The organism is Pseudomonas sp. NBRC 111127 (assembly GCF_001320345.1).
GTDB lineage: Bacteria > Pseudomonadota > Gammaproteobacteria > Pseudomonadales > Pseudomonadaceae > Aquipseudomonas > Aquipseudomonas juntendi.
Map to the genome: position 1 here is coordinate 1 of NZ_BCBD01000099.1, position 20,202 is coordinate 20,202.

Consider the following 20,202-nt stretch of genomic DNA (forward strand, 5'->3'; position numbering starts at 1 on the left):
GGCGATCGAGGGCGCAGCCCTCGCCAGTGCAATCAGTGTTCGCCCTGCCCTGTACTTTGCGCTTGCACAAACTTGCGCATTTGTCGCGCAGGCGGCTGTACGCAAGCTCAAGGCGCAGTAGGATGGGCGTCAGAGGAACCCGCCATGACGCCATTCACCCAGCTGCAAGTGTTCAATGCCATGCACGCCTCGCCCCACGCCCGCCTGGAGCTGAGCGCGCACCTGGGTGACGGGCTGGCGGCGGCGTTGTGGAGCAACCGCGACGACGCCCGCGATTATCAGGCGCCAAGCCATCACACCCTGTCGTGCTACATCGCCGACGGTACCGGCACCTTCCGCCGCCAACGGCCGGCCGACAAAGGTGCGCCCGACAAGCTGTGCATCATGCCGGCGGGCCAGGAATCGAATTGGGTGGTCAATGGCGAGATCCGCCTGGCGCACCTGTATGTCAGCCAAGCGCAGTTCGCCCTTGGTTGCGTGCGCCTGCTCGACCGTGAGCCGCGTGAATTGCAGTTGCAGGAAGCGACCTTTCTTGACGACCCACAGCAGGCCCGACGCTTTCGCCAACTGATCGGCCTGGACTGGGACGAACCCGGCGAGCGTCTGCTGGCCAGCAGCCTGGCGCATGAGATCGTCGACCATGCGCTGCTCAGCCAGGTCGGGCTGCGCCAGGGCCTGCGCCTGAAAGGCGGGCTGGCACCAAACCTGCGTCGGCAACTGGTCGATTACCTCGAGGCGCACCTGGACCAGCCGATCACCCTCGGCGAAATGGCGTTGCGCTGCAACCTGTCCGAGTACCACTTTGCGCGCATGTTCCGCGCCAGCTTCGGGCTGCCACCGCACCAGTTCCTGCTGGCCCGGCGGCTGCACCGGGCTTGCCAGCTGTTGCGGCTGGGGGGCATGCCGTTGGGGGAAATTGCCCTGGTGTGCGGGTTTGCCAGTGCCAGCCATCTCAGCAATCGGTTCCGCCAGGCCGTTGGCGCCACACCGGGCGAGTACCGCCTGGCCTTCAACCTGTGACATCGGGGCTGCTTTGCAGCCCATCGCAGGCAAGCCAGCTCCCACAGGGATTGCATCAGGCGCGGGCTCCATGCAGTACCTGTAGGAGCTGGCTTGCCTGCGATGGGCCGCGAAGCGGCCCCTGCTCCCTAAAACTCAAAGGTACTGGACAGGCTCACCTGCCGCGCATCCCCAATCGCCACAAAGTACTGGTTCACCGCCGAGCTGTAGTACACCTTGTCGAACAGGTTCTTCACGTTCAGTTGCAACAGCACCTTGTGCTCATCGAGCTTGGTCTCATAGGTCGCAAATGCGTCAGCCACGGTATAGGACGGCAAGTCGAAGGTGTTGGTCGCGTTGCCGCTGCGCTCACCCACATACCGTGCCCCGGCACCAAAGCGCAGGCGGTCGCCGCCGAACAGGCTGCCGTAGTCGTACACCGCCGACAGCGAGCCGCTGTGCTTGGCCACGTTCTGCAGGCGGTTGCCCTTGAGGTCGGGGTCCTTGGTGACCTTGGCATCGGTGAAGGCATAGCTGCCGATCAGGCTCCAGCGCTCGCTGAGCTGGCCGGTCAGGTCCAGCTCGACCCCGCGTGAATTGACTTCACCCGCATTGCTGTAAAGCGTATCGCCGGTGCGCGTGTCGAAATTGGCCACCAGCACGTTGCGCTTGGTGATGTCGAACAGCGCCAAGGTACCGGTCAGGCTGCCTGGCATGTCGAGCTTGGCGCCCAGCTCCCACGACTTGCCCTCTTCCGGCGCCACCGACGAGTCCAGCACCACCCCCCCGGTGAGCGGCGCGATGCTGGAGTTGGGCTTGAACGATTCGCTGTAGCTGCCATAGAACGACAGTTGCTCATCGACCTTGTAGACGATACCGGCATGCGGCACCCAGGTCTGGCCGTTGGTATCGGTGTTGGCCGTGAACGGGCGACCGCGGCCGGCATACTGGTCGTACTGCTGGAAGCGTGCACCGGCCACCAGGATCCAGTGATCGTCCAGGTGCAGCGCGTCCTGCAGGAACAGCGCATCGGTGCGCAGCTTGTCGGTCTGGTCACTGTCGCTGGCACGCACGGTGGTGCCTTCCACTTCCCGCCCGTACACCGGGTTCACGTAGCTGAAGCTGGACCGCGCGGCTTGCCGGATCAGGTCAGCGCGGTAGACCTTGCGGTCCTCATGGTCGGCGCCCAGCAGCAAGTCATGCTGCATGCCGGCCAATTGCACGGTGCCGGCCAGGCTCAAGGTTGCGAACTGGTCACGGCTCATGGCGCCGTGGGTGCCATCGATACTGCGGGCCAGGGTGCCATTGGCTTCGTTCACCCCCGTGACGCGAACCTGGCTGGCGTCGTAGGTCTCACGGTTGAAGCTGTAGCCAACGTGCAGCTTCCAGTCATCGGCCAACTGGTGGTCGACCTCCAGACGGTACAGGTCCGAGCGCCCTTCCATGTCGTTGAAGGGCTCGTCCAGGCGCCGGGTGGCGGGAATGTCCAGCGGGTGGCCATTGCTGCCAAAGGCCGTGCCCCGATCGAACGGCGAGAGAAACTCGCGGTGCTCGTAGGCCAGCACGACCTGGGTGTCTTCGCCCAGCCAGGCCAGCGACGGCGCGACCAGCGATTCACGATGCACCCCGAAGTTGCGCCAGTAATCTTCGTCTTCGTGGTCGACGATCATGCGGTAGGCGAAGTTGCTGTCGCCCAGCGCGCCGGTGCTGTCGAAGCCCCCGCCGCTGCCGTTCTTGCCGCTGCCGTAGGTGGAGCCCCGCAGGTTCAGGGCATTGTACTGCTCGAGTTGGGGGCGCTTGCTGACCACGTTGATGACCCCGCCCGGGTCCTGGATACCGTACAGCAGCGAGGCCGGGCCCTTCAGCACTTCGACCCGTTCGGTGCTGGCATTGAGGCTGCGGCCCTGCACGATGGGCATGCCATCGCGCATGATCGAGCCGTCGCGGTTGTCGCCGAAGCCGCGCTTCATCACCGTGTCGGAGGTGCCGCCGAAGTTGTTGCCCTGGGTAATGCCGCTGACGTTGGCCAGGGCATCGTCAAGGTTGCGCGGCGCCTGGTCACGGATGACCTGCGCCGGGACCACGTTGATCGCCTGGGGAATGTCCTGGTTGGCGCCCTGGCCACGCATGATCGACGCCGTGGCTGGGGGTTGGTAGCTGTAGTCGTCCCGTAGCGAGGTCACCGTGGTGGCCTGCAGGTTGAGGGCACCGGTAGTATCCAGCGCGTCCAGGGTGAGGGTCCGCGCGTCCAGGCGCCGCCAGGTCAGCCCGCTGCTAGCCAGCAGCTGTTGCAGCGCCTGTTCGGCACTGTAGGTGCCGGTCAGCGACGGCGCCTGCACCCCGGGCAAGGCTACGGTGTAGACCACGCTTTGGCCCGTTGTACGGCTGAAGGCGCTGAGGGCCTGGGCCAGCGGTTGCGCCGGCTGGGCGAAGGCGTAAGCCTGCTGTTGCTCGGCAGCGCTGGCCTGGGGAGCCACGGCAACGGTCGGGAGCATGGCAAGGCCGAACCAGAGGGGGACGCAACGCGGGGAGAACTTCATGGACGCTGACCTGTGAGAGGAATATGAGTACGAATGAATCGCACTTCCACTCATTACACGGATGCCACGGTCGGTTACCTCATGCGCTTTTGAAAATATTTTCCCGGTGCTGCCGGTTCGCGGGCAAACCCGCTTCCACGGCAGGCGCCAACGGCGGCCGATACAGGGGCTAGCGGATCAGCGTCAAACGGCCCAGCACGGTCTGCCGTGAAAAGCCCATCACCTTGCCCAGCGAATCCAGTGCCAGCAGCGGCTCGGCCAAGGGGAAGCTGCCACTGACCTTACGCTGCCCGAGTTCCTCATCCAGCAACAGGATCCGCCCTGGGTAGTAGCGCCCCAGATCCTCGACCACCTGCGCCAGCGGCACCTGGTAGTAATTCAGCCAGCCCTGGCGCCAGGCCAGGCGGTTGTCGCTGTCCACCGCCAGGGTTGCGCCGGCCCGGCCGGCGCCGTAGCTCACCTGCTGGTTGGCCGTCAGCTCCCTGGCCGCAGCCCCCGCGGCCGGGCTCACCGCCACCCGCCCGCTGCGCACCGTGACCTGCGTGCCGTCCCCCTGCTCACGCACCTCGAACTGGGTACCGAGTACCCGCACTTCACCGCCGTTGGCCTCGACCAGGAAGGGCTCGCCGGTATGCGTGACCTGGAAGAACGCCGCGCCATGCAGCAAGCGCACGCGACGCTTGCCATGGGCAAAATCGACCGCAATTGCACTGCCCGCATCCAAGGTCACCTGCGAGTTGTCCTGCAGGGTAACCTGGCGAATCTGCCCGGCACTGCGGTAGTCGGCCTGCAGGTCCTGCAGCCAGTAGCCTGGGTGCCAGCCCCCGGCGACCCCAATGGCCAGCACCAGGCAGGCCGCCAGCCCGATTGCCGCCAGGCGCGCGCGGCCGGGGCGCCTGGCAGCCGGGCGGGCCATGGCGGCCAGGTAGGGCTGCAGGCTGGCATGCTCTTCGGCAGCCAGCCGCGACGCCGCCACACCACTGTTGCGCCACAGCGCCTGGGCCTGTTCGTACGCGGCGCGGTGCCCGGGCTCGGCCAGCAGCCAGCGCTTGAACGAGGCCCCCTGGGCCACTGCAGGTTGCTCGCTGATGCGGCTGAGCCAGCGCAAAGCGGCCTGCGCCTGCGCCTCGGTGATCGGCGGTATAGGACTCATCGGCAGGCTCTCCCAGGCCGGCGCGGGGTGGACGCGGGCTCGGCAACACTTGCCTTGCACGCTTCCAGGGCGCGCATCATATGCTTTTCCACCGCGCTCTGGGACAGCTGCATGGCCTTGGCGATCTCGCCGTACTTGCAGCCGTGAATGCGGTTGAGCAGGAAGATCTGCCGGGTGCGCTCGGGCAAGGCGCGCAAGGCAGCCTCGATACGCTGCAGGTCATGGTCCACTTCCACGGCCTGCTCCGGCGCATGCGCCATGCTCGCTTCGTCCACCGCCAGCGCGGCTTCGGCAATGCGTTCGCGGCTGCCCTCACTGCGCAGGTGGTCGATGGCCAGGTTGCCGGCACAGCGCAGCAGGTAAGTATCCAGCGCTTCGACTTTCACCTCGGGGCGACGCCAGAAGCGCAGGAACAACTCCTGGACCAAGTCCGACGCCGTGGCGCGGCAGCCCACGCGCCGGCTGACCAGTGCCTCCATGCGTGCACGCTGGGCCTGGAACACCTGGACAAAACGCGCACGCCCGCCTGCGCTGTCGGCATCCGGCCCGAGGGTATCGCCCTGCTCGCTCATGCTGTCACACCGCCAAAAGGGCCAGCACCGGGCCCAGCAGCACACTGCCGGCAGCCAGGCCCAGCAACAGCCGCGGCTGGTACGGCAGGGCGAAGACCCACACGGTGACCGCCGCCATCATCACCGCCGCCCACTCCACCAGGCCATGGGCCCAGCCACGCAGGTGCACACTGAACGCCAGCGACAGCACCAGCAACGACCAGCCCGCCACGCGCAACAGCCGCAGTTGGCCGAGGTGCGGCTTGCGCCCGAGCAGGCCGGTAAAATGTTTGTCCATGGCCAGGCACAAGGCAACGAAGCCTGCGTAGGCGAGCAATGCGTTCCCCAGCATCAGCGTGCCTGCGCCGCTTCGGCGCGCGGCTTGTCTGCCGCCCGCGGCGCGCGTTTGGCCAGCGGCGCGGGGCTGCGCAGCATCTTGCCGGCCAGCCAGGCCAGGAACAGCCCGGTACCCAGCGCGGTCAGGTCCAGGCCTGCCATGGCCCAGTCACCTGCCGCCAGCGAATGGTTCAGGCCACGGTCGGTGGTCAGCCCATTGAGCAGCGGCAGCAAGGCGAAGGCCAATGCGCCCAGCGCCAGCTGCTCGCCCCAGGCCCGGCGCCCACTGCGCAGTACGGCGTGGGCCAGGGACAGGCCCCAGACGATGAAGAAGACATTCACCTCCCAATCGGCACGGCCGGCGGCAGCGGCCGGGATCAGCCGGTTGGCCCAGAAGAAGCCCGCCACTGCCAGCAGCAGGCCGCTCATGCTGGCGATATTGAGCACCTCGACCAGGCGCAGCTCGCCGGGCATGTGCGCGCGCTGGGCATGTTTGAGCTGGCGCTTGCCCAGCCACATCACCAGGCCTGTGCCAATCACCGCAGTACCGGCAATGCCAAAGCAGAAATACAACCAGCGCAGCCAGGGCCCGGCAAAGTTGCCCATGTGCAGGCCGGCAAAGCTGAAGGACGTCATCATGGCCCCGCTCTCCGGCTTGCCCTGGCTCAGCAGCGTGCCGCTGGCGCCATCGAACGTCCAGTTGGCGCTACGCCGGTAGGCCACATGGTCGGCCGCCGATTGGGTGAAGGTGACACGGGCATTGCGGTCGCCCGGGTTCTGCACCTGGATGGTGCCAATGCGTGCCTCGGGTTGCAGCGCCTGCACCTTGGCATACAGGCTGGGCAGCGCGACCAGCGGCGTAGCCACCTGGGCCGCCTTGGGTGCATCGTTGCGCCCGAACAGGTCATTGAAGTACTTGCCGGTGTCGTTGCCATAGCTGGCCATGATCCCCGCCGGCATCACCATGTACATGAACAGCACCAGGCTGCTGTAGCTGATCATCAGGTGGAACGGCAGCACCAGCACGCCGATCGCGTTGTGCCCATCCAGCCACGAGCGCTGGCCCTTGCCGGGGCGGAAGGTGAAGAACTCCTTGAAGAGCTTCTTGTGGGTAATGATGCCGGTGACCAGCCCCAGCAGCATGATGAAGGCGCAGAAGGTCGACAGCCAGCGGCCATAGGGGTACGGCATCTGCAGCTGGAAGTGGAAGCGGTAGAAGAACTCGCCGCCGCGGCTGTCGCGTGCCTCTACCGGTTGCCCGGTCTGGGTATCGAGGGTCTTGCTGACAAAGCCGCGCGGCCCGCCGTTGGGGTCGCGATAGCCCACGCTCAAGCCCGCTTCGCGGGCGTTGGGCAAGCGGATGAACCAGGTGCCCGAATGCCCGGCATTGTCCTGCAGGTAACGCTGTGCCAGGGCCAGGCTATGGGCCGGGTCCAGTGCATGGCTACGTACTTCAGGCTGCGACCAGTGGCTGATCTCTTCCTTGAAATACGACAGCGTGCCGGTAAGGAAAATGGCGAACAACAGCCAGCCGAAGATCAGGCCGGTCCAGGTATGCAGCCAGGCCATGGCCTGGCGGAAGCCGTCTTTCATGAGGTTTTCATCCAGTAGGCAATGCCACTGATCACGCCCAGCAGCAGGCTTGGCGCCAACACGCCCAGCCACGCGCGCCAGGCACTGCGGCAGGCGAAGCACCAGATGAACGCCAGCAGGTAGAAAACGAACGAGAGCATCAGGCCGATCAGCGTGGCGTCGACCTTGGGCAACGGTGCCACCACGGCGATGCAGACGCTGGCCGCAGACGCCAGCAGGTAGCCGCCCAGCAGCGCAGCCAGGCTGCGTGAGGCCACGGCCAGGCGGTAGCTGAGCGGAAGGCCGGCGGTTTTGCGCGTCATGGCGAAGGTCCGGGCGTGTTCGGGGCTGCAATACTAATGATTTCAATTCTCACAAGCAAAGCCTTGGCGACAGATTGCCTGCCCCTGCGCCCCCCTGTGGCGGCTGGCTTGCTGGCGACCGGCCAGAGGACATTGCCGAGAAATCAGCCACTGCTTATAATGCGAACAATTATTACTACCAGTTGCGCTGAACTGCGCCGGAGTATCACGGTGCCCAGCACGCTCTCCTCCACCGTCGAAGGCCTGTACCACGCGCATCACAACTGGCTCACCAGCTGGTTACGCCGGCGCCTGGGCTGCCCGCAGAGTGCCGCAGACCTGGCGCAGGATACCTACCTGCGCCTGCTACAGGCACGTGAGGCGCCACAGTTGGTCGAACCACGGGCATTCCTCGCCACCGTGGCCAAACGGGTGCTGTGCAACCACTTCCGCCGCCAGGAACTTGAACGCGCCTACCTCCAGGCCCTGGCCCATGTGCCGGAACAGGTGGCCCCGAGCGAAGAAGACAAGGCACTCATCTTCGAGACCCTGCTTGAGCTCGACCGCCTGATGGATGGCCTGCCACCGCTGGTCAGGCGTACCTTCCTGCTGGCCCAGGTGGATGGCCTGGGCCAGGGCGAAATCGCCCGCGAGCTGGGCATTTCGCTGGCAACGGTCAAACGCTACCTGAACAAGGCGGCCATGCGCTGCTACTTCGCCCTGTGAACGCTGCGTTTTCCCCACAGGTCGCGGAGCAAGCGGTGCACTGGCTGATCGAGTCGCAGGGCGATGATTTCGGCTTGGCGCAACAACGGGCGTTAGACCGCTGGTTGCAGGCCAACCAGGAGCATCAGCGGGCCTGGGCGCATATTCAGCAAGTCAACCAACGTTTGCGCGGGGTTTCATCGCCGGTGGTGCACGCCACCTTGCAAGCCCCACCGTCCCCGGCCCGGCGGCGGGCGCTCAAGGCATTGTTGCTGGCAGGCGTGGCCAGTGCCACCGGGCTTGGCCTGCAACAGCACAACCCATTACCGGCGCTGATGGCCGAATACCGAAGCCCGGTCGGTCAGCGCAGGCGTATGCAACTGGGCGATGGCAGCGTGCTGCAGCTGAACACCCTCAGTGCTGCCGACGTGCAGTTCGATAGCCGGCAACGGTGGGTGCACCTGTTCGAAGGTGAACTGGCGCTGCAGGTGGCCAGCGATGAACGGCCGTTGCTGTTGACCACCGCTGAAGGGGCCCTGCGCTTGCACAGCGGGCGCTTGAACGTGCGCCAGTACGACGGTTACAGCCTGGTGTCGGTATTCGAGGGCGCCGCCAGTGCAGGGGCACAGCCACTGCTGGCGGGGCAACAGGCACGCTTCAACGGCGCCTGGCATGCCAGGACCGCACTGGACCCCAATGTGGGTGCCTGGGTTGACGGCATGCTGGTGGTTTCGCAGATGCGCCTGGCCGACTTCCTCGCCGAGCTTGGCCGCTATCGCCATGGGCGATTGGGTTGCAGCGAGCGGGTTGCCGACCTGCGCATTTCCGGGTCGTATCCGCTGGATGACAGCGAGCGCATCCTGCAGATGCTCGAGGTAGCGCTGCCGGTGCACGTGCGGCGGTTCACCCGGTACTGGGTGACGGTGGATGTGGGGTGAGCCCCGGCTAGCCGAGGGCTGCGCGGGGCGACACTGGATAGCACAGCCGGTGCACGCATCACGTCGAGCGCCCCGCGAAAAAATTTCACCTGACCTGAGCCATTTTCCCGAGCTCGCGTGACAGACAGGGCAGACCCTCTCTCTCAGGACCCGCCCCATGCCTCTGCGCCCCAGCCCACTTATCCACGCCCTGCTGCTCAACACCACCCTTGTCGTGGCCATGCCTGCCGCCCAGGCGGAAACGCGTAGCTATCACATCGCTGCTGGCTCGCTTGAAGACGCCCTCAACCAATTTGGCCGTGAAAGCGGCGCGCTGATCTCGTTCGGTTCGCAACTGACCCAAGGCATGACTACCCAAGGCCTGGATGGCCAGTACGACGCGCCCCATGGCCTGGACGCACTGCTGCGCGGCAGCGGCCTGCAAGCACGGCAGGAAACCGACAACGCCTTCAGCCTGCAGCCCGTCAGCCAGGCGACGGGCACAGCGGTCGAACTGGGTGCATCCACCGTGGTTGGCGACTGGTTGGCCGAAGCGCAACAGGACAATGTGTTCGAACACCCCGGCGCTCGCGACGTAGTGCGCCGCGAAGCATTCGAGCGCAACGGCGCCACCACCGCCCGCGAAGTGCTCAACCGCATGCCTGGGGTAAACGCGCCCGACAACAACGGTACCGGCAGCCATGACCTGGCGCTGAACTTCGGCATACGTGGCCTCAACCCGCGCCTGGCCTCGCGCTCGACCGTGCTGATGGATGGCATCCCGGTGCCCTTCGCACCGTATGGCCAGCCGCAACTGTCACTGGCACCCTTGAGTATGGGCAACATGGACGCAGTGGACGTGGTTCGCGGCGGTGGCGCAGTGCGTTATGGGCCACAGAACGTTGGCGGCATTGTCAACTTCGTGACCCGGGCGATCCCCGAGCAAGCCACGTTCAAGGCCGCCTTGCAGAACCAGATCAGCCCCTCCTCCAGCCACGACGGTTTCAAGAACAGCGCCAACCTGCTGGTCGGCGGTACCAACGACAACGGCCTGGGCGGTGCGCTGCTGTATTCCGGCAGCCGTGGCGGCGACTGGCGCGAGCACAGCGACACGCAGATCGACGACCTGATCCTCAAGGGCAAGCTGCAACTGGATGAAGCCCACAGCCTGCACGCCATGGCTCAGTACTACGAAGGCGAGGCCCAGATGCCCGGCGGCCTGAGCACCGCCGATTTCGACGCCGACCCGTACCAGTCGAAGCGATTGAAAGACAAGTTCTGGGGCCGGCGCACCTTGTTCAACTTTGGCTATGACTACAAGCAGGATGACCGCCAGTTCAGCGTCAACAGCTTTTTCACCAAGACGCTGCGCAGCGGCTACCTGGACCAGGGCAGCTTCGTCTCGCTGTCGCCGCGCGAGTACTGGGTACGCGGTATCGAGACGCGCTTCTCGCAAGGCCTGGCCCTTGGCGACAGCTGGCATGAGCTGGGCATCGGCTACCGCTACATCAATGAAGCCGGCCACGAGCTGCGCTTCCGGGAACCGCTCGATGGCAGCCTGCCGACCACTGCCAGCCGCAACGACCGCGATACCCGTGGCAGCACCGAAGCCCACGCGATCTACCTGGACGACCGCATCGATATCGGCCGCTGGACCATTACCCCGGGCGTGCGCTACGAGATGATCGACTCCGAGCAAAGCAACACGCTCAACGGCCAACGCTACCAGGGCAGCTACAACACCGCACTGCCAGCGCTGAACGTGATGTACCACCTGACCGAAAGCTGGAACCTGTACGCCAACACCGAGGGTTCGTTCGGCAGCGTGCAGTACAGCCAGATGCCGAACCGGGTCAGCAGCGGCGAAGTGAAACCGGAAAAGGCCCGCACCTGGGAAGTGGGTACTCGCTACGACAACGGTGACTTGCAGGCCGAGATCGGCGCGTTCCTGATCAACTTCGACAACCAGTACGAAAGCAACCAGACCAATGACTCGGTGATAGCCCGCGGCGAAACCCGCCATCAGGGCATCGAAACCAGTATTCGCTACGCACTGGACGGGCTGAGCCCGGCGCTGGCGGGTGTCGACGTGCACGCCAGCTATGCGTTCGTCGATGCCACCATTCGCGAGGACGGCCCGAACAAGGGCAACCAAGTGCCGTTCTCGTCGCGGCACAAGGGCAACCTGGGCGTGGGCTATACCAAAGGGCCATGGGAGTTGAACCTGGACGGCAGCTTCCAGAGCAGCCAGTACGCCGACAATGCCAACACCAGCACTGAAAGCGCCGACGGCAGCACCGGGCGCATCCCGGGCTACATGCTGGTCAGCACCCGCGCCGGCTACGACTTTGGCCCGCAACTGTCGAACCTGAAGGTGGCGGTTGGGGTAAAGAACCTGTTCAACCGCCAGTACTACACGCGCTCTTACGATGACAACAACAAGGGCAAGTATGTGGGTGAGCCGCGGACCTTGTATGTGCAGACCTCAGTAGCATTCTGAGCGAATGCAAACTGCCGTTGTGCAGCCATCGCCGGTCGGTCAGTTGCCACAGGATTGGCGCAGCAACGAGGCCAAAAGGCGCAATGGGGAACCGGCTACAGGGCGACGGGCTGTGCAACAGCGCATATGCAACAAGAAATTTATTTTCCGAAAGGGCTTGAATTCATCCCGCGGTTGCCTGACCTTAGAGTCAAGAGGCGCAGAATTTCCAACGGTCTCAAGGACCTGGCCGCGCCTCCATGCGAGCAAGCTGAATAAGGATTGAATCATGCAAATCCAGGTCAACAGCAGCAACCATTTCGAAGGCAACGCCCGGCTCGACCAGTGGGTCCGCAGTACACTGGAAAGCTCACTTGAACGTTACGAGGACGACCTCACCCGCATCGAGGTGCACCTGCGCGACGAAAATGGCGCCAAGCCCGGACCGCATGACAAACGCTGCCAGATGGAGGCTCGCCCCAAAGGCCACCAACCGATTTCCGTGACCCACACGGCCGCTTCGCTGGACCAGGCAGTGGATGGTGCCGCCACCAAGCTGAACCACGCGCTGGAGCACTTCTACGGCAAGCTGCGCAGCAAGCGCGGCGCCCTGGAACTGAGTGACCCCGACGCCTGATCGCAACAACCGAAACGCCCGGCCAAGTGCCGGGCGTTTTCGTTCCCGCCCGGGTCAATTCAATTGACGACGCGCAGGCGTGATACGGGGAACAGGTTGTCCAGGGTTTCCAGCAAACGGGCCTGGTAGATCGGCTTGCGGAAGAAGTCCAGTACCTGCAATTGCACCAGTTCGCTGACGTCATCCAGGTCGGCTTGTGCCGACATGACGATCACCGGCAAATGCAGGCGGGCGGTATGCTCGCGCAGGCGCTTGATCAAGCCGATGCCACTTTCGCCCGGCATGCGCACATCAGTGATCACCAAGGCTACGTCCGGGTGACAGGTCAGCTGGTGCAAGGCCGCCTTCACCGAGGTGGCGGTCAGGCAGGCGAAGCCCTCGTTTTCGAGCAGCTCCGCCAATTCCAGCAGAACGTCCTGCTCGTCATCCACCAGGAGGATCTGCTGACGCGCGCAAGCGTTCTGCATGCCGCTGGCTCCCTTTCAGGTCTCAAAGCGCATCCTTGATAGTCGTGAACGTTGCGTTCACGGCCGAGGAAATATCCCCGACGAAAGCCGCCAGCACCACTGCAACCATGGTTGCGATGACGGCGTATTCGATACCGGATGCACCGTCCTTGCGATGCAGGAAATTCATGCAGTGCAGAATGAACAGTTTCATGCTTCAGCTCCTTGCGGCATGGATGCCGGCGGCGGCGGTATCAAAATGACACCGATCTGCCATCAAAGAATTGCCAAGCCGGTGCGAACTGCAAATGTATTAAAGGGTTAATTAGAAAGTATTAGTCCGCCTTGGTTAACCACCCGCCACTCGCTAACTCTTTGTTTTCACGCGACCTGCTCGGCATCCTGAAAAAAACTGCCAGGGCTCATGGCAAATGGCGATGGCTGCGCTAACTTGCTATAGCGAAATAGTGACTTTTCGCCATCATCCAACGCGTGCAGGGAGGCCGAGATGAGCAGCCGCTTGACCCTATTCCTGGCCGCGTTTTTCTTGCTGGCGGCGCTGTTGGCAGGCTACTGGGGCGTGGTGCTCAGCCGCCCGCCGGCCGCCCCTGTCGCCGCCGCGCCTACCGTTGCACCGCCGAGCGTGGCCACAGCGCCAGCGCCCAGCGCGCCAGCGGAAGCGCCGCGCACGGCGGTGGTCGTGCTGCGCAAAGCCGTGCCAGCCAATACCCCACTCACTGAAGACGATGTGCTGGTCGAACGCCTGCAGGTCGCCCCCGCCGGTGCTTATAAGCAGGTCGCCCAGGTGATCGGCCGCAGCAGCGCCCGGCCCCTGGCGGCAGGCACCTGGCTGGAAGAAGCCAGCTTTCAGGCCGGCGGGCCGCTGGCACGGATGATCCGCGCGCACGAGCGGGCGGTGGCACTGGGCGTGGATGAAGTGGTCGGTGCCGCTGGCCAACTGCGCCCGGGTGACTACGTTGACGTGCTGCTGTTCCTGCGCGAAGAGCCCAACAACCCGCAAGCCTCGGCCCAGGTGGTACTGCCGGCCCTGCGTGTGCTGAGCGTCGGCGAGCAAACGGGGTTGGCCAACGATGGCCGCCCGGCGCAGAGCCCCGAAGAGCAAAAGGCCCGCCGCGACCAGAGCGGCCTGGGCAACGGCGCAGGCACCCGCACGGTGGCAGTGGCCGTGCCCGAGGCCATGGCCAGCCGCTTGATGCTGGCCGCCCAGGCCGGCACCTTGCGCCTGGCGGTGCGCAGTGCCGATGAACAGCGCCTGGCGCGGTACTGGAGCGAGGCCGATGCGACACCGCAGGTGGAGGCCGCCAACCGCGCGCTCTACCGCTTCAGCCAGCTGTCCCAGGCGCCGGTGGCCAGTGTGGCGAGCCCGGCGCCCAGCCATGCCGCGCCCGCCATGCACATCATCCGTGGCGCCACGGTTGAAGCAAGTGCCAACAACCCCTGAACCGGCAAGGATGCAGTGATGCGAAGTTCCTTCTTCAGACAAGCATGTTGGACCGGGCTGCTGGCCGCGCTGTTGCCCCAGGCGCAGGCGGCACCCAAAGGCTGCGAAGCGTTCGGCCAACTGCCTGCGATCATCGAGATCGACCAGGGCCTGCAGCAGGAACTGCGCTTGCCGGTGGCGATCGAGCGGGTTGCGGTCGGTGAGCCGAAGGTGGCCGATGTCCAGGCCAGCGGTGAGCGCGGTGTGGTGATTACCGCAGTGGGCCAGGGCAATACCAGCCTGATGGTGTGGACAGCCTGCACGCCGTCACCGCACAAGGCGATGGTGTTCGTCCGCGGGCGGGCCAGCGCCGATATGGCCCAGGACAGCTTCCTGCCGTCGCAGGACACGCAACTGCCCAGCCAGGTGCAAGCCGATATCCGGTTTGTCGAAGTGCGCCGCAGCAAATACAAGGAGGCAGGGGCACGGCTGTTTTTCAAGGGGTCGAACAATAGCCTGATTGGCTCGCCTGGTACGGTGCCAAATACCGTAGTGCGCCCTGATTATGTGCCTGGCGCCCAGACAGGTGAGAACCCTATCGCATATGCGGATGTGCGCCCCGGTATTCCACTCGACAATAGCGTCTTCAACATCGTCTGGGGCGGTGGCAGCAGCCGCTTCCTGGCCATGATCAATGCCTTGGAGAACAGCGGCTTCGCCTACACCCTGGCGCGCCCGAGCCTGACCGTGCTCAGTGGCCAGACAGCCAGCTTTCTGGCCGGTGGCGAAATTCCGATCCCTGTTCCCAGTGCCGGCAGTGACAACGTCTCGATCGAGTACAAGGAGTTCGGCGTACGCCTGGCACTGACCCCGACGGTTATCAGCCAAGGCCGGATCACCCTCAAGGTTGCCCCCGAAGTCAGCGAGCTGGACTACAGCAACGTGGTGACCATCGCCGGTACTCAGGTCCCGGGGCTGACGGTACGGCGCACCGACACCAGCATCGCCCTGGCCGATGGTGAAAGCTTCATCATCAGCGGCCTGGTCAGCAACAACACCCGTTCAGCGGTAGACCGGCTGCCCGGCCTGGGCAGCCTGCCGATACTGGGGGCGTTCTTCCGCAATTCGACCATGCGCCGCGACGAAACCGAACTGCTGATGATCGTCACCCCGCACCTGGTGCAACCCTTGGCGGTCAATGCAAAGCTGCCGCCCTTGCCGGGCGAGCACCTGCGCAACTACGACCCCAGCTGGGGCCGCCTGTTCTTCCTGGAGAACGGCAACTTCGATGGCAAGGGCGGGCTGTCGCAATGAACGAGAGCCTGAACCCGACCTTCCTCGCCATCACCCGCACCGAAGAGGACCTGCACTGGCTGCAGGGCGCCTTGGCACCGCAAGGCCAGGTGATCGGCGCCAACGGTGGCAGCCTCGACGAGCTGCTGGCCCTGGTCAATGCCACCTTCAGCAACCTGATGTTCATCGGCCTGGACCGCGAGCAACTGATCAACCAGTGCGCCTTGATCGAGGGCGTGCTGGAGGCCAAGCCAATGCTGGCGATCGTCGCCCTCGGCGATGGCCTGGATAACCAGCTGGTGCTGCATGCCATGCGCGCTGGCGCCCGCGACTTCGTCGCCTATGGCTCGCGCGCCAGCGAAGTGGCCGGGCTGGTGCGGCGCCTGGGCAAACGCATGCCAGCGGTGGCCAGCAACCCCAGCCTGGGCGGGCTGACGGTGCTGTTCGGGGTGCAAAGCGGTGCCGACGGCGCATTGCTCACCACCCACCTTGCCCGTGTGGTGCAGCAGAGCGGCCAGCAAACCCTGCTGCTGGACCTGGGCCTGCCGCGTGGCGACAGCCTGGCGCTGCTGGGCCTGGAGGCGTCGTTCTACTTCGGTGACGCCCTGCGCCACCTGCGCCGCCTCGACACCACGCTGATCGACAGCGCATTCACCCGCGACAACACAGGCCTGCGCCTGCTGACCTATGCCGAAACCGATGAGCCACTGCAACACACCAGCGCTGCCGAGTTGTACATGCTGCTCAGCGCCCTGCGCCAGCACTTCCAGCACATCATCGTCAACCTCGCCGGGCATGCCGACAGCGAAGCCCTGCGCACGTTGGTCAGCCACTGCGACAAACTGGTCATCTACACCGACCAGAACATTCTCGAGTGCCGGCGCAACCTGGAGGTGCTCGACCTGTGGCGTGATCATGGCATCAAGCTGGAACACGCCAGCCTGTTGGTGGACCGCTACCTGAGCAACGTTGCCCCCGACGCCGACACCTTGGCCAAGCGCTACGCGCTGCCTTTGCTCAGGGCCCTGCCCTACAGCCCTGAAGTTCGCCTGAACGTGAAAAACCAGGGCCTGAGCCTGTTCGAACTGGCCCCCCGTGAGCCGCTTACGCAAGCCTTGCGCAGCCTGGGCGAACGCCTGGCCCGGCGCTCGGAAAACCTCGCACCGCCGGCCGTCACCTGGCTGCGCCGGCTTTGGGGCAGCAAATGAACAACGATCAACCGTTTGGTGGCCCGCAACCGGCCGCGGGCGACCCCTACGCGCTCAAGCGCGCACTGCACCGCTTTGCCATCGATGCCATCGAGGACAGCGGCCGCAACCTGCTGGAAGGCGCACGGCCGGCGCTGACCCAGTTCGTGCTGGAGCAGGTTGGTGACTACGTTGCGCGCCTGCGCCTGGCGCTGTCGCGGTATGAAATGGAGCGGCTGGCCGAAGAGCTGGTGGACGAGTTGACCGGCTTCGGCCCGCTGGAAGTATTGCTGCGTGACCCCAGCGTCACCGAAATTCTGGTCAATGGCCCCCATCGGGTGTTCGTCGAGCGGGCCGGCCTGTTGCAGCAGACCGACCTGCGGTTCATCGACGCCCACCATGTCGAACGGGTGATGCAACGCATCCTCGCCCCGCTCGGGCGACGCCTGGACGAGTCCTCGCCCATGGTCGACGCCCGCATGCCCGACGGCAGCCGGGTCAATGCGATCATTCCGCCCGTGGCGCTGGACGGCCCGTGCCTGTCGATCCGCAAATTCCGCCAGGACATGCTCAAGAGTGCCGACCTGCTGGCCACCCGCGCTATCGACCAGCCTATCTTCGACTTTTTCGAACGCGCCGTGGGCAAGCGCTGCAACATTCTGGTCAGCGGCGGCACCGGCACCGGCAAGACCACCCTGCTGAACATCCTCAGCCAGATGATCGCCCCTCGCGAGCGCCTGGTCACCATCGAAGACGTTGCCGAACTGCAACTGCACCACCCCCACGTGGTGCGCCTGGAAACCCGCCCGCCCAATGCCGAAGGGCACGGTGAGATCAAGGCCAGCGAGCTGATCCGCAACGCCCTGCGCATGCGCCCGGACCGCATTATCCTCGGCGAAATCCGCGGCAGCGAAGTGCTCGATGTGCTGACCGCAATGAACACGGGCCATGATGGCTCGATGAGTACCGTGCACGCCAACAGTGCACCGGACGCACTCTTGCGCCTGGAGACACTGGTCGGCCTGAGCGGCCGGCAAGTTGCCGAAAAGACCTTGCGGCAAATGGTCTGTGCAGCGCTGGACGTGGTGATCCAGCTGACCCGCCTGCCCGATGGCCGACGCTGCGTCAGCGAAGTGCTGGAGGTGGTTGGCGTGCGCGATGAGGTGTACGTCACCAACACCTTGTTCCGCCTGGACCGCCGGGGCGGTGACAGCTTCCTGCGCGAGGCGCTCCACCCGGCCGGCAGCAAGCTCAAGGCAGAGGGCCTGCTGTGACCGGCCCGCTGCTGCTGGCGCTGTGCCCGCTGTTGCTGGGCCTGGCCCTGCTGCTGTTGCGCCGCGGCCTGTACAAGCGGCACGAAGAGCGCATCCTGCAACGCCTTGGGCGCGCGTTCAGCATCGTGCGCAATGGTACGGCACGGCGCAGCTGGCTCGACCCGCTGCTGCAACGCGCCGGTTTGACGACTGTCGAGCTGCACCCCCAGCGCTGGCTGCTGGCCTGGCTGGGGCTGGTGCTGTTGGCGCTGGTCGCGCTTGGCTGGGTCGCTGCGCTGATGCTGCTGACCGGTCTGCCGGCCATTGCCTACCTGCTCATCAGCTGGCAGAGCCGTCGGCACATGCGGCACGTGGTCGAGCAACTGCCCGGCCTGCTGGACTACAGCGTGCGCAGCCTCAAGGCCGGGCGCACGCTCAATGATGCGGTACTGGGCGCTATCGACAGCAGCCGCGAGCCATTGCGCACTACGCTGGCGAGGGTCCGGCGCAATGTGCAACTGGGCGTGCCGCTGGAGGACGCCATGACCGAACTGGCCGAGTTGCACCAGCAAGACGAATTGCGGCTGTTCGCCCTGGGCTTGCGCATCAACCAGCGCCATGGCGGCAACGCCAGTGAACTGATGGAGAACCTCATCAAGCTGATCCGCGAGCGCGAGCAAGGGGCCCGCCAGCTCAAGGCCATGACCGGCGAAACGCGCATCACGGCCATCATTCTCGGGGCGTTGCCACTGGCGATGGTCGGTTACTTCCTGCTGGCCAACCCCCACTACCTGCTGGCCATGTGGCGTGACAGCAGCGGCCAACTGATGCTGTTGCTGGCCTTCGCCTTGCAGGTACTCGGCTGCCTGGTGTTGTGGCGCATGATGAGGAGCTTGTGAACATGGCCATGCTGATCTGCGCCCTGTGCCTGCTGATCGCCGCCGGCCTGTTTGCCCAGCAGGCCATTCGCCAATGGCGGGCCCGGGTGCTGGTGGCGCGAAGGCTACAGGGGCGCCTGGCCCGTGCCGAGCGCCTGGAGGGCTGGCTGCACTGGCTGGGCAGTAGCCCCTGGGGGCAGCGGCTGCAGAAGTTCGACGGTGAAAGCCAGGCCCTGCTCGAGCGTATAGGCTGGCGTCGCAGCCGCCAGCGCGCGCTGTTCGCCGCCGTGCAACTGGGCCTGCCACTACTGGCGGTGGTACTGACCCTGCTATTGCAGCAAGGCTTCAAAGGCGCTGCCGCCGCCCATTGGGTGGTCTGGCCATTGTGTGCCCTGGGCGCCGCTTACCTGCTGCCCAAGCGCCTGCTGGCCCTGGCTGCCGCCCGGCGCCAGCAGCGCATTGCCGCAGAGGTTGGCCTGATGATCCCCATGCTGCGAATCCTGTTCGAAACCGGGCTGACGGTCGAGCAGGCACTGCGCCTGCTGAGCCAGGAAGGACGAACGCTGATTCCGAACATCAGCGAAGAACTGCGCCAGGTACTGCAGCGGATGGATTCGGGGCTGGGGCTGGGCCCGGAGCTGGACAAGGCCGCCCAGGTGCTGTCGGTGGACGAATTCACCGACACCTGCGTGATCCTGCGCCAGTTGCTGGCCCAGGGCAGCGGCGCAATGAAGTCGTTGCTGGCCCTGAAAGCCTTGCTCGATGACCGCCGCCTGACCCGCCTGCAAGAGCGGGTGTCGATGATGTCGGCAAAAATGTCGGCGGTAATGATGGTATTCCTGTTCCCGGCCCTGCTGATCGTGCTTGCCGGGCCAGGCTTCTCTGCATTGGCGCGGGCGTTGAGCCCCTGAGGAAAGCGGGATGAAGACAGTCGTGTTGTGCGCATGCCTGGTATTGCTGAGTGGCTGCGCCGGGCAACAGCCGCAAGGCCTGCGCTCGTTGTTCACTGCCGCCGGTTGCAGCAAGCCGGACGCCGATCAGCAACTGGCCCTGAACCTGGCGGACGAGATGCTCAATGACGGCCGCCCGCATGCCAGCCTTGCGCACCTGCAGCAACTGCCGGACACCCTCGACCAGGTGCGCCTGCGCAAGGCCAAAGTGTCCCGGCTGCTTGGCCTTGGCGAGGCCGAACCCTTGTACCGCAGCCTGCTGGGCGGCTGCCTGGCTGCCGAAGGCGAGCATGGCCTGGGCCAACTGGCCGCGGCACGTGGCGACGACATCCAGGCCTTGCAGAACCTGCAGCGTGCTGTACGCCTGGCGCCTACCGATGAACGCGTACGCAATGACTTGGGCGTGGTCCTGATGAACCTGGGGCGCTATGAGCAGGCTCGCTTCGAGTTGCTGACGGCCATCGAGCTGAAAGACGACAACCCCCTGCCTGCGATCAACCTGGTGACCTTGGCGCTGCTCCAGGACAACTGGCAGCAGGCGACCGACCTGGTCGGCCGCTTGC

Annotated in this window: 20 protein-coding genes; 12 read left to right on the plus strand and 8 right to left on the minus strand. The window is 65.2% G+C overall.

Annotation, left to right across the window (positions count from 1 at the left end):
• Positions 1-144 precede the first annotated feature (144 nt).
• Complete coding sequence (locus APH30_RS17625) at positions 145-1,020, plus strand: helix-turn-helix domain-containing protein (protein ID WP_054913282.1); 876 nt, start codon at positions 145-147, stop codon at positions 1,018-1,020.
• A gap of 128 nt (positions 1,021-1,148) precedes the next feature.
• On the opposite strand, the gene APH30_RS17630 is transcribed toward APH30_RS17625, so the two are convergent.
• The 6 genes from APH30_RS17630 to APH30_RS17655 form a co-directional block, all read right to left on the minus strand.
• Positions 1,149-3,539 carry a TonB-dependent receptor gene (locus APH30_RS17630; protein ID WP_054913283.1) on the minus strand — a complete coding sequence of 797 codons (2,391 nt, stop codon included), beginning with the start codon at positions 3,537-3,539 and terminating at the stop codon, positions 1,149-1,151.
• A 169-nt stretch (positions 3,540-3,708) separates the two neighbouring features.
• A complete protein-coding gene (locus tag APH30_RS17635) occupies positions 3,709-4,692 on the minus strand; it encodes a FecR family protein (protein WP_054913284.1) in 984 nt (327 codons plus the stop codon).
• A complete protein-coding gene (locus tag APH30_RS17640; RefSeq protein ID WP_047150120.1) occupies positions 4,689-5,264 on the minus strand; it encodes an RNA polymerase sigma factor in 576 nt (191 codons plus the stop codon). Before APH30_RS17640 ends, APH30_RS17635 begins: the two co-directional genes overlap by 4 nt.
• A gap of 4 nt (positions 5,265-5,268) precedes the next feature.
• Positions 5,269-5,595: a DUF3325 domain-containing protein gene (locus tag APH30_RS17645; RefSeq protein WP_054913285.1), complete on the minus strand. Its 327-nt coding sequence runs from the start codon at positions 5,593-5,595 to the stop codon at positions 5,269-5,271.
• Entirely contained in the window at positions 5,595-7,172 is a 1,578-nt protein-coding gene (locus tag APH30_RS17650; protein WP_054913286.1) for a PepSY domain-containing protein, read from the minus strand. Before APH30_RS17650 ends, APH30_RS17645 begins: the two co-directional genes overlap by 1 nt.
• A complete protein-coding gene (locus APH30_RS17655; RefSeq protein ID WP_054913287.1) occupies positions 7,169-7,474 on the minus strand; it encodes a DUF3649 domain-containing protein in 306 nt (101 codons plus the stop codon). Before APH30_RS17655 ends, APH30_RS17650 begins: the two co-directional genes overlap by 4 nt.
• A gap of 159 nt (positions 7,475-7,633) precedes the next feature.
• On the opposite strand from APH30_RS17655, the gene APH30_RS17660 reads away from it, so the two are divergent.
• The 4 genes from APH30_RS17660 to APH30_RS17675 all read left to right on the plus strand — a co-directional run bounded on the left by APH30_RS17660 (position 7,634) and on the right by APH30_RS17675 (position 12,191).
• The gene (locus tag APH30_RS17660) at positions 7,634-8,179 is read left to right on the plus strand and encodes a sigma-70 family RNA polymerase sigma factor (protein WP_236186235.1); all 546 of its coding nucleotides are present in this window, start codon (positions 7,634-7,636) and stop codon (positions 8,177-8,179) included.
• Positions 8,176-9,096, plus strand: coding sequence for a FecR domain-containing protein (locus tag APH30_RS17665; protein ID WP_054913289.1), 921 nt, complete (start codon positions 8,176-8,178; stop codon positions 9,094-9,096). The genes APH30_RS17660 and APH30_RS17665 overlap by 4 nt, the downstream gene beginning before the upstream one ends.
• 157 nt (positions 9,097-9,253) lie before the next feature.
• Positions 9,254-11,575, plus strand: a complete 2,322-nt coding sequence (gene fecA, locus APH30_RS17670; protein ID WP_054913290.1) for a TonB-dependent Fe(3+) dicitrate receptor FecA — start codon at positions 9,254-9,256, stop codon at positions 11,573-11,575.
• Positions 11,576-11,843: 268 nt separating this feature from the next.
• Positions 11,844-12,191, plus strand: coding sequence for an HPF/RaiA family ribosome-associated protein (locus APH30_RS17675; RefSeq protein WP_009685023.1), 348 nt, complete (start codon positions 11,844-11,846; stop codon positions 12,189-12,191).
• Positions 12,192-12,250: 59 nt separating this feature from the next.
• Here the strand turns inward: APH30_RS17675 and APH30_RS17680 are convergent, their stop codons facing one another.
• Positions 12,251-12,658: a response regulator gene (locus APH30_RS17680; RefSeq protein ID WP_054905432.1), complete on the minus strand. Its 408-nt coding sequence runs from the start codon at positions 12,656-12,658 to the stop codon at positions 12,251-12,253.
• Positions 12,659-12,680: 22 nt separating this feature from the next.
• Positions 12,681-12,851: a Flp family type IVb pilin gene (locus APH30_RS17685; RefSeq protein WP_054913291.1), complete on the minus strand. Its 171-nt coding sequence runs from the start codon at positions 12,849-12,851 to the stop codon at positions 12,681-12,683.
• A gap of 294 nt (positions 12,852-13,145) precedes the next feature.
• Between APH30_RS17685 and cpaB the strand changes: the two genes are divergently transcribed.
• The 7 genes from cpaB to APH30_RS17720 all read left to right on the plus strand — a co-directional run.
• Entirely contained in the window at positions 13,146-14,099 is a 954-nt protein-coding gene (gene cpaB / locus APH30_RS17690; protein WP_054913292.1) for a Flp pilus assembly protein CpaB, read from the plus strand.
• A gap of 18 nt (positions 14,100-14,117) precedes the next feature.
• Positions 14,118-15,392 carry a type II and III secretion system protein family protein gene (locus APH30_RS17695; protein ID WP_054913293.1) on the plus strand — a complete coding sequence of 425 codons (1,275 nt, stop codon included), beginning with the start codon at positions 14,118-14,120 and terminating at the stop codon, positions 15,390-15,392.
• Positions 15,389-16,579, plus strand: coding sequence for a pilus assembly protein (locus APH30_RS17700; protein WP_054913294.1), 1,191 nt, complete (start codon positions 15,389-15,391; stop codon positions 16,577-16,579). The genes APH30_RS17695 and APH30_RS17700 overlap by 4 nt, the downstream gene beginning before the upstream one ends.
• Positions 16,576-17,832, plus strand: coding sequence for a CpaF family protein (locus tag APH30_RS17705; RefSeq protein ID WP_054913295.1), 1,257 nt, complete (start codon positions 16,576-16,578; stop codon positions 17,830-17,832). The genes APH30_RS17700 and APH30_RS17705 overlap by 4 nt, the downstream gene beginning before the upstream one ends.
• Positions 17,829-18,710 (plus strand): type II secretion system F family protein, encoded by an 882-nt coding sequence (locus APH30_RS17710; RefSeq protein ID WP_054913296.1) that lies wholly within the window; start codon positions 17,829-17,831, stop codon positions 18,708-18,710. Before APH30_RS17705 ends, APH30_RS17710 begins: the two co-directional genes overlap by 4 nt.
• Before the next feature lie 2 nt (positions 18,711-18,712).
• Complete coding sequence (locus APH30_RS17715; protein ID WP_054913297.1) at positions 18,713-19,600, plus strand: type II secretion system F family protein; 888 nt, start codon at positions 18,713-18,715, stop codon at positions 19,598-19,600.
• A 10-nt stretch (positions 19,601-19,610) separates the two neighbouring features.
• Positions 19,611-20,202: tetratricopeptide repeat protein (locus APH30_RS17720; protein WP_054913298.1), on the plus strand; the 592-nt coding region annotated here is incomplete at its 3' end.